Genomic DNA, 15,114 nt, shown 5'->3' with positions numbered 1-15,114 from the left:
GACTCTCCACTATGAAGAAAAGAAGTCTCTGGCTAATTACCGGCTTAATGACCATAGCATTGCTAGGTGTATTTGTGATGCAATTATATTACATCAGGGAGGCCTATAATTTAAAATCCCAGCTTGTTGATCACGATATAAATGAAGCAATAAATGCAGTTGTTAGTAAGGTTCAGAAGAGAAATGCCGCAATGCACCTTACAAAAAAACGCTCGGAGCTCGAAGTAGAAAAAGAGCGTGATTTTAGAGATAAGGCACAGCAAATCGTAGATTTCAAAGAGAAATATAAAGAACAGGAAGCAAAGCGTAAACTTGAGCAGCAGAAAAAGATCATTGCCGATCTGAATACGCGGGATAGTTTGGTCAGGGCTATTTATGGAAACCCAAGCATGATCAGCGAAGAAGTTTATCAGGCGATTTCCAACCCCGCAAGTAAAACAAAATCTCCGCTTCAGGTTGATCTAAATGTAAATGTTGATTCCTATGGCAACGTTTCAGGAAATATCAATCAAACCATAATCCGCAAGAAAGCATCTACATTTATTCTTGCTCCGGGTAATTTACCGGATAGCATCCGTTATCTGGCCACCAATCCAATAAATTTTAGACCCATGACCATCACTATGGAACGGGTACTGCCGGAAGTTGCAGTTAAATTTCATATGCAGGATAAACTGGCCTTTCAGAAATATAAAGAAGGATTGGCAGAATTAATGAATGATACCGTTGTCATTGATGAAGATAACTTAAATTATCTGCAGGATGTAGACAAAGAAATGCGTCAGGTAAATGTACCTATTAGCCGACGGATCTCGAAAGATGATCTGGATACACTGATTAAAAAGGAGCTTTTAAATCGTAATATCAACCTGAGCTATAACTTTTGGCTGAAACTTGCCAATAAAGATTCATTATTATATCAAAAGGTTTCTAACCATGCAATGGACGTTTTGCCTGAAAATACCTATAAAACCTTATTATTTAGCAATGATATTTTTAGAGACCCCGGGATGCTTTTTGTTGATTTTCCTGAAAAAAAATCGCTTATACTAAGTAATATGTGGGCTACAGTAGCCTCTTCTGCCGGCCTGTTATTGGTATTGATGTTTATTTTCTCTTACACCATTTATGCCATATTAAAGCAAAAGAAAATTTCTGAAATGAAGACAGACTTCATTAACAACATGACCCATGAATTTAAAACTCCTGTGGCAACGATCATGATTGCCAGTGAAGCACTCAGGGATCCGGAAATTGTTGAAGATAAGAATAGGATCCGCAGACTTGCCGGGATTATTTATGATGAAAATGTAAGGCTTGGTAACCACATTGAACGTGTGCTGAGTATTGCACGTTTGGAAAAGAAAGAACTAAAGCTGGAGCAAAGCGAAGTAGATATGAATGATCTTATTGCTGCAGTTGTAGACAGCATGGGGCTGCAGCTGCAAAAAAGAAATGCAGTTCTTGATTTAAACTTAAATGCGGCAGAACCTGTGGTTTCCGGAGATGAACTTCATCTTTCTAACGTAATCTATAATCTAATAGATAATGCGAATAAATACAGTAAAGAAATACCTAAAATTACCATCAATACCAGGAATACAGCAAAACACCTGATCATTGAAATTACCGATGAAGGTATTGGAATGACTAAAGAGCATACAAAACGTATCTTTGATCAGTTCTACAGGGTTCCAACAGGTAACCTGCATGATGTAAAAGGCTTCGGACTAGGATTAAACTATGTACAGGATATTGTAACACAAATGCATGGAACGATTAAAGTACGCAGTGAAAAGGACAAAGGAACAACATTTGAAATAAGCTTGCCATTAACAAAAATTAACCGCACATGAAAAGAATTTTATTGGTAGAAGATGATCCTAACCTGGGCTTGCTTTTGCAGGATTACCTGCAGCTAAAAGGTAAATTTGAAGTAGTGCTATGCGTTGATGGTGATGAAGGCTTACGGGCCTTTACAAAGCAAGAGTTTGATTTATGTATTCTGGACGTCATGATGCCTAAAAAGGATGGTTTTACCCTCGGTAAAGAGATCCGTAAGATCAATGTTAATGTGCCGGTCATTTTTGCAACAGCAAAGGCCATGATGGAAGATAAAGCTTCTGCCTATGATCTTGGAGGCGATGATTACATTACCAAGCCTTTTAGAATAGAAGAATTACTATTGCGTATAAATGCGTTGTTAAAAAGAGTAGCACAAAAGGAGCCTGTAGATGCAGGCCCTTCTCAAAGTACTTTTCAAATTGGCGACTATACCTTTGATTATACCACCCAACTCATTCATTATAAGGGTCAGCAACAAAAATTATCCACAAAAGAAGCAGAACTGCTTCAGCTGTTATGCCTTAAAAAGAATGCTGTTCTAACCAGGGAAGAAGCTCTATTAAGCATCTGGCATGATGACAATTATTTTAACGGACGCAGCATGGATGTGTTTCTCAGTAAGCTTAGAAAATACCTTAAAGAAGATCCTAAGGTTGAGATTTTAAACGTACACGGTAAAGGTTATAAATTATTAGTAAACTAAAGCAAGAAAGTTTTTAAAGCCGATTGGGCATACTCACCCCAATCTTTTAGTGCAGAATTTATCGTTGCCCGTAAGCCTTTATTGTCTGTTGCTTTTCCTTTTGCAGGAACTTTTAATTCATTTGCTGTTAATGAACGGTCTGTTACCATTTTTGCAAACCAAGTCACGTTTTCATGCGGTAAGGCTACGCCCAATATCATACCCGGTAATCCGGTAAATGATTCCGGCCCTCCGGATACAGGTATCTTATCGGTATAAAATGCAACCACATAAATAGAATCCAGGATCACCGCATTAGCCCTTCTGCATTCATATCCGGCTATGGTGCGGACTTCACTGGTAATTTTCCAGTTGATTTTTCGTGTTGTATCTTTAACGAGGAAGGTTTCTTCATATACTTTCTTCTGTGTGATAAAGGTTCCTGCCGCAAGATCGGTGTAGGTTATATTACATTGATCAACAACGAAATCACTAAAAATACTTCGTGATGTTTCTTTATCAGCAAGAGGTGTAAACAAAGTTTTGCTTTTCGAAAAAGCCAGTGTACTTTTCTGGATCCTGAACTGAGGATTGTTCTTTTTGAACGCATCAAAAGCGTCCCGAAAGTAACCGTCAGGATTTCCATCTGTCATTTTTTTGATAAGCGCATGCATATTAGTGCTTTTCTCAAATTCTATGATCCCGTCTGTAGGAAACCTTGCATTTTGTGCTTTAAGGCAGGTTCCTGCAAATATTAAACAAATCAGTAGTAATGTTTTATTTTTCATGGCGTTTATTTTTTTGTGACAGATCCACCCATTTTGTTAAAGTCCCAGATTATGCCACCCATAAAATAGCGCTGAATGGTTGTATAACGATCTTGGGTGATCATATTATTATATGCTGATCTTCTGAAACCTGCATTTTGATTTAATAAATCATTTCCCGATATCCTCAATTGCAGGTTTTCTGCTTTAAAGAATTTTTTACTGATGGATGCGTTCCAAATGAAGCGCTCAAATTTTTGGTCAAACGTCTGTGTTTTGGCGGTATATTCATAGTTACCATCTGATGATACACTGATCTTGCCTGGCAGTCTTACATTGAAATAGGCCGAACCGGTAGATCCCCATCCTTTATTGTTGCTTGAGGTTTGTAATGAAGAAGAAATATCATTGTATGAAGGACCAAACGAAACTCTGAAATCATATTTATCTTTATTTTGAGAAAGCGATAATGTTGGCCCATATGTATAAGATTTAGTCACGTTCAATACGTTGTTGATCATACTGTAGCTTTTACCTCCCCGTATATCCAGGTCAATACCTACATTAAGACTTATTTTTTTTATTTTCCGTGAGGTTGACAAGTTGAAATAAAAATTAGATGGTGATTCATCCAGATTGATTGCCTGGTACGTATTTTTACCTGCTTCATCGGTAACTGCATTATTTGTAATTGGATTAGAGGTAAAGGAATACGATCCGTAAAAGTAGAGGGATTGCTCACTTAATATCTTATACGAATTGTAGTTGAATGAAATACTGTTTTGGAACGATGGATCAAGGTCGGGATTACCAAGCGTAACATTAAGTGGATCTGTGTTTACACGGACTGGTTGAATTTGATCAATATTTGGCTGCGTAGTATATCCATAATAGCTAATGCTTATTGCTTTTTGCTGAGAAAAACGATAACGGTAAGAGGCCTGTGGATTCCAGTTGGCAAAGCTTCTTTTATAGGCATTATCTGTATACACATCATATTGTTTAAATTGTACGCCGGTTACCTTTGTACCCAGCGTTATGTTAGATTTCTCTTTGTTATAACTGAAAGATGCACCACCGAGGTTAGACAGTTGATCCAGTTCAAAGTTATTGCTAAATTTACGGTCAAGCTGATCATAAACACCTGCTCCGGATTGATTGAAAGACTTTTTGTCTGAGCTGCTATTGTTGATATCGAGCCCATAATTTAATACAAGGGAAAGGACTTTAGAGATCGGTTCTGTATAGGTAATGTTGGTGTTAAATATAGAACTTAGAGTATGGTTTGTTTTATATTGATCAATGTTCTGGATGCTGTCCCGCTGTTCATTGACGTTGAAAAATTCATTGGTAGAGTTTAAATAGCCATCCGTTTCATTCTGACTGATTTTCTGCGTGGTCCTTACCGATAATGTTCTTCCTTTCTTTTTCAATTTTTTAGTCCAGAAAGCACTTGCATTAAATGCTTTTTGATCGCCATCATTGCTTAGTGAGCGTATTCCTGAGTTGATTAATGTATTATTTTCCCGAATGGATGATGAAAGGAAATTATCCCTGGTTTTGCTGCTCTTTAGTGAGCCGTCTACATTTACCTTTAAAGTAGATGTTGTATCAAGTTGTACCGTATAAATACCATCAAGCTTCTGTCTGAACATAGAATTGTCGAACTTTTGATCGGAAAAACTGTTAATTAGTCCATTAGGCAGGTTGTTTTGGGTAATATTGTTCCTTGTTCCTTTTACATCAATTAACCCAATTTTATAATTGGTATTTATGCCTTCCTTATCTTTATTCCATTTGTTCTCATAATGAAGGCCTCCAGTTTTTGCTGATGGAATTCCCTGGCCATTATACTGGCCGTCAAAAGAATCAAAGTCGTCTCCGCCAGATGAGATATACATCATACCATCGTCTGTCATTTCTATATTAGCCGAAGAACCATACTTGCTGCTGTCTTCCCAACCCAGCCCTGTCTGACCGGTATTACCTGCCATGCCATAAACCGAAAACCGCTGTTTGTTTTTAAATTTATTGAACATGGCCTGACCCTGATAAAATTGGTCTGTGCCTACACTGGCATCTACTTTTCCGAAATAACCGTTCTTTTTATCTTCTTTTAATTTGATGTTGATGGTCTTTGTCTTTTCTCCATCGTCAATACCTGTAAATGCGGCCTGATCACTTTTTTTATCATACAACTGTACCTTGTCTACCATATCGGCACGGATATTTTTGGTAACCAGGGTGGGGTCATCACCAAAAAATTCTTCTCCATCTACCAAAACCTTACCCACACTCGCACCTTGTGCGGTAATCTTTCCATCCTTATCAACCTGTATGCCCTGAAGCTGCTTCAGTAAATCTTCAACCTTATCATTGGGTTTTATGTTGTAGCTGCCCGCATTAAACTCAGTGGTATCTCCTTTAATTTTAATGGCAGCAACTTTGCCCGTTATGATCACACCTTCAAGTAACGTCGATTTAAGGATCAGGTTTAAAGGGCCAAAGTTTTTAGATGGATTTAACGAGTCCAGCGTAAATTCTTCCACATAATCTGCATAACCCGGGTACGTAGCCAATAAGATAAATTTACCTGATCGTAAGTTGTTCAATAAAAAAGTACCTTCAGCATCTGCACGTGTATATTTTACCAGGGTCGAATCTGTCTGATTTAAAATGGTAATTGATGTGTTTACCATTTTATAAGTTGCAGCAGTATCGGTAATAGATCCTTTAACGGTATATGGGTTTTGCGCAAATGCAAGTAAAGCACTGCAAACAAATAGTAATACCAGAGAGGTAACTTTCATAAGGGTGGGTTTGGTGCGGCTAATATAAACTAAAAACTTAGTAGTAATATTGTTTGAATGTTAAATTTTGTTAAAAGATATTAAATTTAAATAATTACAGAAAAATAAGGCTATTTTTTTATAGTCAAGGATTAATAAGAGTGGTTTATAGGGAAACTTGGTTAAAGTAATTAGTTCTTGTTAACTTTGCTTATGTCTAATTTAGAAAATGCGAATCCTGCAGAACTTGCTGCAAGGTTTGTAAATTACACTTCCAAGCATATTTTCCTAACGGGTAAAGCAGGAACAGGTAAAACAACTTTTCTTAGAAATTTAATTGAGCTTACGCATAAGAAGGCTGTAATTGCCGCGCCAACAGGTATTGCGGCAATTAATGCGGCAGGAGTTACCATTCATTCCTTATTTCAACTCCCATTCGGCACCTATTTACCGAAGTCGCCTGCAGCAGATGGCGATCATTATAACCAGCAATACAATACACCGAAGTCTATTGTCAGGCATTTGAATATGACGGCTTCAAAGCGCAAGGTATTGATCGATATGGAGCTGCTCATCATTGATGAGGTAAGTATGCTTCGTGCCGACCTATTGGATGCCATAGATATGGTTCTGCGCTATATCAGACGGAATAATACGGCAAGCTTTGGCGGAGTACAAGTCCTCTTTATTGGAGATTTGCACCAGCTGCCCCCTGTTGTAAAATCTAATGAATGGAATTTATTGGGACAGTTTTACAAAAGTGCTTATTTTTTTGATGCACAGGCACTTCAGCAGGACCCTCCGGTATATATTGAACTGGAGAAGATTTACCGGCAAGCAGATGAGGTATTTATTAATTTGTTAAATAACCTGCGCAACAATCAGGTAACTGCGCAAGATGTAGCCCTGCTTGAAAAATACTATAAATCTGATTTTAAGCCCTCCATCAACGATAAGTATATCACTTTAACCACTCATAATAATAAAGCCGATGCATTAAACAAACAGAGTCTGGAAGAATTGGTTGTTCCTGCTTATTTGTATGTAGCAAAGATTGAAGATGAATTTAGTGAGTATGCTTATCCTGCTGAACACATTTTAGAACTTAAAGTGGGCGCACAGGTTATGTTCATTAAAAATGATCCTACCGGAGAACAGCGTTTCTTTAATGGCAAGATTGCAATCGTTACCGCCCTAAAGCCAGATCTAATCGAAGTTCAGGCAGAAGGAAGCAACGAAAAGATCATACTCGAAAAATATACCTGGAAAAATATAAAGTACACTACAGACAAGGTAACTGGCGAAATTACGGAAGACCTCGCAGGTACCTTTACACAATATCCGCTTAAACTGGCCTGGGCAATTACAGTTCATAAAAGTCAGGGTTTGACATTTGATAAAGCAATTATAGATATAGGTAATGCCTTTGCCCCCGGACAGATCTATGTAGCACTTTCCAGGCTACGGTCTTTAGATGGGTTGATTCTGACCTCCCTGATCTCTGGATCCGGTATCCGTCAGGATCAGAATGTGTCTATGTTCTCTAAAAACAAACAAGACCATATGATACTTGAAGAAAGGATCAAGCAAGAGAGTGAAGCTTTTCTAAGGGCATATCTATTACAGTGTTTTGATCTAAACCCGCTGGACAATTTTGTCTATGAGCATGTTCACTCATATACTAAAGACATTAATAAATCTGCTAAGCAGAAGCATTATAAATGGGCTGCCCAGTTACTAAAAGAGTTGAGTGAAGTGAAAGCCCATTCCAATAAATTCCTTTTACAGATCCAACGCTTATACCAGGTTAGAACTGAAGAAGGAATGAATATCCTCCTGGACCGTACCATTGCTGCTGAGCACTATTTTAATCCTTTGCTTTCTAAGTTCTCCAAAAATATTTTTGAGCGTATGGAACTCGTTAAGCAAGACAAACAGGTTGTCGCCTTTTTAACAGAACTGTTAGAGATGGAAGCCCTATTCTATGAACAGGTTAAAAAGATCAGAAAAGCAACTGCGCTTTTAAAAGCAACCATAAAAGGGGAAGAATTTACAAGAAAAGAGGTTAACGGGTTATTAAGCCAGGCAGACCGGGCATCTCAGATGGAAAAGGTATTTGCCATGCCCGGCAAGCTCGATTTTACGGAGAAAAAAACTAAAGCTAAAGGAAAGTCTGCAGGTGCAAATTCAGTACCGAAAGAACCAAAACCAGATACTAAAGAATTATCGCTGGAACTTTTAAAGGCAGGTAAAACCATTGCTGAGATTGCATTGGCCCGTAAAATGGTTATGGGGACTATCGAAGGACACCTGGCGCATTATGTTGCACTACAGGAAGTATCTGCCAAAGAGATCATTGGCGCTAAAAAGCTGGATAAGATCCTCGGTGCTATTGATGAGTTGAACACAAGACAAATGAATGCCATACGCGAGCATTTAGGACGTGATTATTCTTTTGGCGAGATTAAGATTGGTATTGCTGCTTTCCAGGCAGAAAGAGATTAGCTAAATGCTGACGTCACCTTCAAAAACCTGTTCTGCAGGGCCGCATAAAAAAACATTGGTAAATTGTTCACCATTGTAATCAAACGTTATCCGCAAATTACCACCCAAAACTTTTACGGGGGTTTGTATGTGCCCGCTTTGCTGTTTGTGTTTGGCCATAGATAAGGCTACAGCAGTTACTCCAGTTCCACAGGCATAAGTTTCATCTTCCACACCGCGTTCAAAGGTGCGTACAAACAAATGATCACCCCTGTCTTCAACAAAGTTTACATTAATGCCTGCTGCTTTATAGGTTTCATTGTTTCTGATCTCTTTGCCTTTCTGGTATACATCAAGATCATTTAATGCTTCGGTTTGGGTTACGTAATGCGGGGAGCCAGTATTCAGTACGTAAGCATCGCCATCACGGTCAATGGTATCAATGTCAATCATTTGAAGTTCAACTTCATTACCTTTTCCTGAAATTTTGGCATAATGCGGACCATCTACTGCCAAAAAATTAGTTTCTATGTCAATTATTCCCAGATGCTTAGCAAAAGCAACGATGCATCTTCCACCATTGCCACACATACTACCCAGGTTTCCATCTGCATTGAAATAGAGCATCTCAAAATCGTAACTACTATGGTTCTGCAAGAGCATTAAACCGTCTCCGCCAATGCCAAAACGCCTGTTACATAATTGCAGCACGGTATTATTATCTGTATCTTTAAAAGATAGATCGCGATTATCTATCAAAATAAAATCATTTCCGGCGCCCTGGTATTTAAAGAAGTGAATATTCATTTTTAGCGTATGTTGCTCATTTAACATTTTTTAACAGAATTCATGACGTATTACAGATGCAAATATCGTTCATATGGTATTAAATTTGAATAAGTCAATCAAAAGAAAATAAATAATTGTTACAATATGATATTAATGTGTGTCTAACACCTGCAATGTCAATGGAGTATAAGTAATAACACTAAACAAATATATAAATGAAAAGAATCGGATTAATTGTGTTGGCTGCATTTATAGGTGGTGCGGCTGCTATCGGTGGCTACAAATTGTTAGAACCGAAAAATAGTGATTTATCGTTTGCAGATGAGCAAAATGTGCGGTTTGCAAGTAATCCAAAAATTTCTTCTGCAGGAGCAGTAGATTTTGTTGAAGCGGCGGCGTCTGTTTCTCCGGCTGTGGTTCACATCAGAACTTCATATTCCGGCGGATCTCAGAAAAGTGCTTCTCCAACAGATTTGTTTGAAGACTTCTTTGGTGGCGGCGGTCGCAGGTCGCAGCGTGCGCCAAGAGCTGCTTCTGGTTCTGGTGTAATCTTAACGCCAGACGGCTATATTGTAACCAATAACCATGTGGTTGATAATGCAGATAAGATAGAAGTGGTGCTGTCAGACAGACGTAAGGTAAGTGCTACCGTGATTGGTAAGGATCCAAATACGGATTTGGCACTGATCAAGGTAGATGCTACGAATCTTCCGGTAGTACGTATGGGAAATTCTGATAACGTTCAGATCGGTGAATGGGTATTGGCTGTTGGTTTTCCTTTAGATCTTCAAACTACGGTTACTGCCGGAATTGTAAGTGCTAAAGCGAGAAGTATTGGCATTTTAGCCCGTGATCAGCAGCAGGAGGTTACTCCTGAAGAGTATGAAGAATACCAAAGAACGGGTAAAGTTCCTGCTGGTGCTGCAAGCAATAGTATTGAATCATATATCCAGACCGATGCGGCCATTAACCCTGGAAACAGCGGCGGGGCATTGATCAACGCGAACGGTGAGTTGATTGGTATTAATGCAGCTATTGCATCTCAAACTGGTATGAACGTAGGCTATGGCTTTGCGATCCCGGTAAACCTGGCTAAAAAAATCCTGGATGATTTTAGAAAATATGGTGCTGTAAAACGAGGCTATGTAGGTGTAACCTTTACTGCACTTGATGCTGATAACTCTGAGCGGTTAAAAGTGAAAGATATTTCAGGTTTATATGTTACAGGTGTGGTTCCTAAAAGCGGAGCAGAGGCTGCCGGCATACAGCAAGGCGATATCATTAAAAAAGTTGATGGTGCCATAATCTATGATTCACCAGATCTGCAGGAAAAGATCGGACGTTTAAGTCCTGGTGATAAAGTTCAGCTTACCGTGTTGAGAGCATCTGGTGATACGAGGAATTTTAACGTGACCCTTAAGGGTGATGATATGCTTAATGTATCTAAACCGGTTCTGGCTAAAGCAACAGGTGCAAGCATAGATAAGCTGGGTGCTTCTTTTGCCCCGGCTCCAGCACAGCTTAAAACAAAGTATGGCGTTAAAACTGGTGTTGTCGTTACCGGCGTTCAGCCAGGAAAGCTGTTTGATTATTATGAGATCCCAAAGGGAACATTGATCACCAGCGTAAACGGTAAGCCGATCAGCACGGCAAAAGATGTAGAGCTGGCATTACCAAGTTCTAAAAATGGTACTGCAAGTATTTCCGGGATCGGACCAGAAGGTAAGTTTACCTTTACTTTCCCTAAAAATATAGACAATTAAAAGGGAATAGTGATCAATAGAACGGGAGGTATGATAAATACCTCCCGTTTTTTATTTAAAGCTTTTTTAATTCATCTTCAAGTTCGAGTTCCAACTCTCCAATAGAGACGTCCTTTTTCAATATTTTGCCAGCTTGATCGGTAATCAGCACATAAGGTGCTTTATGATCACTGATTGTTGCATTTGGAGATTTTGCGCCCAACAGGTCTGAGTACTGAGGCCAGGTAAGCTTGTCATCTTTAACAACTGTTGTCCACCATTTCTCATTCTTATCGTAAGCAATGCCGATAAATTCAACTCCTTTTGCTTTGAACTTTTCATACAAGGGAACCAGATCCTTATTGTTTTCTCTGGATAACCTATCGTAGGAAGTCCAGCAAATGAAAACATTGATCTTTTTTAAGATACTTTTAGAAAAGAGCTGTCCCTGCAAGTTTTTTCCTGAAAGATTAGGCAGTGTAGCACCTGCTGATGAACTCAGTGCTTTTTCAATATCTTCAGCAAATGCTTTCCCATCTTTACTGTCCTTTACCTCTTTATCCAGGCCGTTAAAAATAGTGCTGTAGATCCGGGCTTTTGCGTCTAGCCCCCCCAATTGTTCCAACAGTAATATCGTATGGTTTGATTTTGGGTATTTCTTAGCAAATGCTGCAACAATGATCAGGTTGTTATTTTCCCTTTTCTCTACCCAGGTATCATATTCTTTTACAGCAGCATCAATAGTTGATGGGGTGGCCTGATCCATGTTTAATGTTGCCCGTGCTAAATTTTCTTTTACCGTTTTGCTCATACTGGATTTCAGCTTGTAAAATTCAATGAATTCCTGTTCGGCTGCTGATGTAGAACTTTTAACGGGATATTCAAACTTATCATCCGCACTGGTTTCTATTTCATAGGTATCCTGATCCAGGTAGATCCAGAATTCTCTTTCCGTCCCATCATTGATCGAGAGCCTGGCATATCCTTTCTTAGGCTGATAGAGACTTATGGTTTGTTTGCCATTGACCAGGTTCTTAGTGGTTATGGCTGTAGTTTTTCTCGCGTTATAGATACTTATTGTTGCATTTGGGCCGTATCCTTTTGTATTTAGATTTAAAGTGGCCTCTCCTGAACTGCAGGATAAGAGCGTTCCGATAAAAATCAGAGCAGGCATATTTAGTTTTTTCATTTAAAAGTTGTCATGGGGCTGTAAAATCTAGAACGTTTCTAAATAGCTCTATTCTCGTTATTTTATGCAAAGGATTAACAAATTAATTCTTTTATTAAATACTTTTGCAGGTATAGGACTAAAATATAAATAAATGGCTAGTTTCGGAAACGCTTTTTCCTCTTCTATAGGAAAAAAATTAATAATGGGTATTACCGGCCTGTTTCTTATTACATTTCTTCTCGTGCATTGCTTTCTCAATTCACTTATTTTTCTTAACGACGGTGGGTTAACTTTCAATGAAGGTGCACACTTTATGGGTACCAACTGGATCATTCGTTCCATGGAGATCGTTTTGTTTGCAGGATTATTGCTGCACATTATCCAGGGCTTCAGGCTTGTTTTACAAAACCGTGCGGCCAGACCGGAGCGGTATGCAGTAAATACAGGATCTGCAAATAGTAAATGGTACTCACGCTCCATGGGCTTGCTGGGAACATTGCTGCTGATCTTTTTGATTGTGCACATTTCTAAATTTTGGGTGGCTTCGCGTTTTACAGGTATTCCATCTGTTGATGTAAACGGCAATCATGACCTGTTTGCTTTGATGGTAGAAACGTTCAAAAATCCATTATTGGTAATCTTGTATGTATTGTCAATGATCTCATTGGCTTACCACCTGTTGCATGGCTTCTCTTCAGCATTCCAAACCCTCGGATGGAACCACAAGAAATATACGCCTATCATTAAAGCGCTTGGTTTTTGGTATTCAATTGTGATCTCTGTGCTTTTCGCAGCGATGCCTGTTGTCATGTACCTGGGCCTTATTAACTAATTTTTGATCTTTAAGTTTAAATAACATGGCAGAAATAAATGCTAATATACCTGAAGGAGAATTAACCGAGAAATGGACTAAGCTTCGTTCTTCAATGCCATTGGTTAATCCGGCCAATAAAAGAAGCATAGAAATCATCGTAGTTGGTTCTGGTTTGGCTGGTGCATCTGCAGCAGCTACCCTTGCAGAAATGGGGTATAAGGTTAAATGCTTTTGCTTTCAGGATTCACCAAGAAGAGCCCACTCTATCGCGGCTCAGGGTGGAATAAATGCAGCAAAAAATTATCAGAATGATGGTGATAGTACCTATCGCTTATTTTATGATACCATTAAAGGTGGTGATTACCGTGCCCGTGAAGCTAACGTTCACCGTTTAGCAGAAGTGAGTGCAAATATTATAGATCAATGTGTAGCACAAGGGGTGCCTTTAGCCAGAGAATACGGAGGTTTGTTAGACAACCGTTCTTTTGGTGGTACACAGGTACAACGTACTTTTTATGCAGCTGGTCAAACCGGTCAGCAGTTGCTTCTTGGTGCTTACAGTGCATTAGAGCGTCAGATCGGGATGGGTAAAGTAGAGATGTTTACCCGTCATGAAATGCTCGAAGTTGTAAAGGTTGATGGTAAAGCACGTGGTATCATTGCACGTAACCTGATTACTGGTGAGTTGGAACGTCATTCCGGACATGCTGTATTGTTATGCAGCGGCGGATACGGAAACGTATTTTATCTGTCTACCAATGCGATGGGAAGTAATGTGACCGCAGCCTGGAAAGCGCACAAAAAAGGAGCTTTCTTTGGCAATCCATGCTACACGCAGATTCACCCTACATGTATCCCTGTTTCAGGAGATCACCAGAGTAAATTGACGCTGATGTCTGAGTCATTGCGTAATGACGGAAGGATCTGGGTTCCTAAGAAAAAAGACGACAACCGTAAGGCAACCGATATTCCTGAAGAAGAGAGAGATTATTATTTAGAGCGCAGGTATCCTGCTTTTGGTAACCTGGTACCTCGTGATGTGGCATCGCGTGCAGCTAAAGAGCGTTGTGACGCCGGATACGGTGTAGGTAAATCGAAACTTGCAGTTTATCTGGATTTTAAGGCCAATACCGAGCGTTACGGACGGATTGAAGCCAACAAGCATAACATTCATAACCCGGATAAGGAAACGTGTATGCGTTTGGGCCGTGATGTGATCAAAGAGAAATATGGTAACCTGTTCGATATGTACAAGCAGATCACAGGCGAAGATCCATATGAACTTCCAATGCGGATCTATCCTGCTGTTCACTATACAATGGGCGGATTATGGGTAGATTATAACTTGATGACCACTGTGCCGGGCTTATATGCATTGGGTGAGGCCAACTTCTCAGATCATGGTGCTAACCGCTTAGGCGCATCTGCATTGATGCAGGGACTTGCAGATGGCTATTTTGTTATTCCTTATACCATTGGTGCCTATTTATCAAAAGAACTTTCTACAAAACCTATTCCTCAGGATCACCCTGCTTTTATTGAGGCAGAAGCCAATGCAAAAGGTATTATTGACAAATTCTTTGCCATTAAAGGAACCAAATCCGTTGATTATTTCCATAAGAAATTAGGAAAGATCATGTGGGAGAAATGCGGAATGGCGCGGAATGTAAAGGGACTTACGGAAGCGATTGCTGAGATCCAGCAGTTGCGTCAGGATTTCTGGACTGATGTGCGTGTACCGGGAGTAGCCAATGAATTTAATCCTGAACTGGAAAAAGCAGGCCGTGTAGCTGATTTCATCGAACTTGGTGAACTGATGTGTATTGATGCATTAAACAGAAATGAATCTTGCGGCGGACACTTCAGGGAAGAATTCCAGACTGAAGAAGGTGAAGCATTGCGTGACGATGAAAACTACGCTTATGTTGCAGCATGGGAATTTAAAGAAGGTGTTAAATTTGAACTGCACAAAGAAGAGCTTAAGTTTGAAAACATCAAGGTTGCACAAAGAAGTTATAAATAATTGCTAAG

At 39.4% G+C, this 15,114-nt stretch carries 10 protein-coding genes; 6 read left to right on the top strand and 4 right to left on the bottom strand.

The features are described 5' to 3' along the window. Positions 1 to 11: 11 nt before the first annotated feature. Both ATK78_RS07045 and ATK78_RS07040 read left to right on the top strand, forming a co-directional pair. Entirely contained in the window at positions 12 to 1,856 is a 1,845-nt protein-coding gene (locus tag ATK78_RS07045; RefSeq protein ID WP_133575394.1) for a sensor histidine kinase, read from the top strand. Continuing rightward, positions 1,853 to 2,548, top strand: coding sequence for a response regulator transcription factor (locus ATK78_RS07040; protein WP_133575393.1), 696 nt, complete (start codon positions 1,853 to 1,855; stop codon positions 2,546 to 2,548). The genes ATK78_RS07045 and ATK78_RS07040 overlap by 4 nt, the downstream gene beginning before the upstream one ends. On the opposite strand, the gene ATK78_RS07035 is transcribed toward ATK78_RS07040, so the two are convergent. Together ATK78_RS07035 and ATK78_RS07030 are read right to left on the bottom strand one after the other, a co-directional pair. After that, on the bottom strand, positions 2,545 to 3,315 hold the full coding sequence (locus ATK78_RS07035) for a GLPGLI family protein (RefSeq protein ID WP_133575392.1): 771 nt from the start codon (positions 3,313 to 3,315) through the stop codon (positions 2,545 to 2,547). The genes ATK78_RS07040 and ATK78_RS07035 overlap by 4 nt on opposite strands. Before the next feature lie 5 nt (positions 3,316 to 3,320). Next, positions 3,321 to 6,104: an outer membrane beta-barrel family protein gene (locus ATK78_RS07030; protein WP_133575391.1), complete on the bottom strand. Its 2,784-nt coding sequence runs from the start codon at positions 6,102 to 6,104 to the stop codon at positions 3,321 to 3,323. A 192-nt stretch (positions 6,105 to 6,296) separates the two neighbouring features. On the opposite strand from ATK78_RS07030, the gene ATK78_RS07025 reads away from it, so the two are divergent. Next, complete coding sequence (locus ATK78_RS07025) at positions 6,297 to 8,588, top strand: helix-turn-helix domain-containing protein (RefSeq protein WP_133575390.1); 2,292 nt, start codon at positions 6,297 to 6,299, stop codon at positions 8,586 to 8,588. Here ATK78_RS07025 and dapF read toward each other — a convergent pair whose 3' ends face one another. Further along, positions 8,589 to 9,401 (bottom strand): diaminopimelate epimerase, encoded by an 813-nt coding sequence (gene dapF, locus ATK78_RS07020; protein WP_243732467.1) that lies wholly within the window; start codon positions 9,399 to 9,401, stop codon positions 8,589 to 8,591. Positions 9,402 to 9,571: 170 nt separating this feature from the next. Between dapF and ATK78_RS07015 the strand changes: the two genes are divergently transcribed. Then, entirely contained in the window at positions 9,572 to 11,119 is a 1,548-nt protein-coding gene (locus ATK78_RS07015) for a trypsin-like peptidase domain-containing protein (RefSeq protein ID WP_133575389.1), read from the top strand. Positions 11,120 to 11,174: 55 nt separating this feature from the next. Here the strand turns inward: ATK78_RS07015 and ATK78_RS07010 are convergent, their stop codons facing one another. Further along, the gene (locus ATK78_RS07010; protein ID WP_133575388.1) at positions 11,175 to 12,287 is read right to left on the bottom strand and encodes a peroxiredoxin family protein; all 1,113 of its coding nucleotides are present in this window, start codon (positions 12,285 to 12,287) and stop codon (positions 11,175 to 11,177) included. 133 nt (positions 12,288 to 12,420) lie between these two features. Between ATK78_RS07010 and ATK78_RS07005 the strand changes: the two genes are divergently transcribed. Beyond that, on the top strand, positions 12,421 to 13,101 hold the full coding sequence (locus tag ATK78_RS07005; RefSeq protein WP_133575387.1) for a succinate dehydrogenase cytochrome b subunit: 681 nt from the start codon (positions 12,421 to 12,423) through the stop codon (positions 13,099 to 13,101). 25 nt (positions 13,102 to 13,126) lie between these two features. Continuing rightward, positions 13,127 to 15,106 (top strand): fumarate reductase/succinate dehydrogenase flavoprotein subunit, encoded by a 1,980-nt coding sequence (locus ATK78_RS07000; RefSeq protein WP_133575386.1) that lies wholly within the window; start codon positions 13,127 to 13,129, stop codon positions 15,104 to 15,106. Positions 15,107 to 15,114 lie beyond the last annotated feature (8 nt).

The sequence above is a fragment of the Pedobacter metabolipauper genome (assembly GCF_004362715.1).
GTDB lineage: Bacteria > Bacteroidota > Bacteroidia > Sphingobacteriales > Sphingobacteriaceae > Pedobacter > Pedobacter metabolipauper.
Note: the sequence above shows the minus strand (reverse complement) of the source record. Positions and strands in the feature narration are given on the sequence as shown.

Coding starts and splice junctions, on each gene's coding strand:
- ATK78_RS07045 (WP_133575394.1), top strand. CDS start 12: ATGAAGAAAAGAAGTCTCTGGCTAATTACCGGCTTAATGACCATAGCA.
- ATK78_RS07040 (WP_133575393.1), top strand. CDS start 1,853: ATGAAAAGAATTTTATTGGTAGAAGATGATCCTAACCTGGGCTTGCTT.
- ATK78_RS07035 (WP_133575392.1), bottom strand. CDS start 3,315: ATGAAAAATAAAACATTACTACTGATTTGTTTAATATTTGCAGGAACC.
- ATK78_RS07030 (WP_133575391.1), bottom strand. CDS start 6,104: ATGAAAGTTACCTCTCTGGTATTACTATTTGTTTGCAGTGCTTTACTT.
- ATK78_RS07025 (WP_133575390.1), top strand. CDS start 6,297: ATGTCTAATTTAGAAAATGCGAATCCTGCAGAACTTGCTGCAAGGTTT.
- dapF (WP_243732467.1), bottom strand. CDS start 9,401: ATGTTAAATGAGCAACATACGCTAAAAATGAATATTCACTTCTTTAAA.
- ATK78_RS07015 (WP_133575389.1), top strand. CDS start 9,572: ATGAAAAGAATCGGATTAATTGTGTTGGCTGCATTTATAGGTGGTGCG.
- ATK78_RS07010 (WP_133575388.1), bottom strand. CDS start 12,287: ATGAAAAAACTAAATATGCCTGCTCTGATTTTTATCGGAACGCTCTTA.
- ATK78_RS07005 (WP_133575387.1), top strand. CDS start 12,421: ATGGCTAGTTTCGGAAACGCTTTTTCCTCTTCTATAGGAAAAAAATTA.
- ATK78_RS07000 (WP_133575386.1), top strand. CDS start 13,127: ATGGCAGAAATAAATGCTAATATACCTGAAGGAGAATTAACCGAGAAA.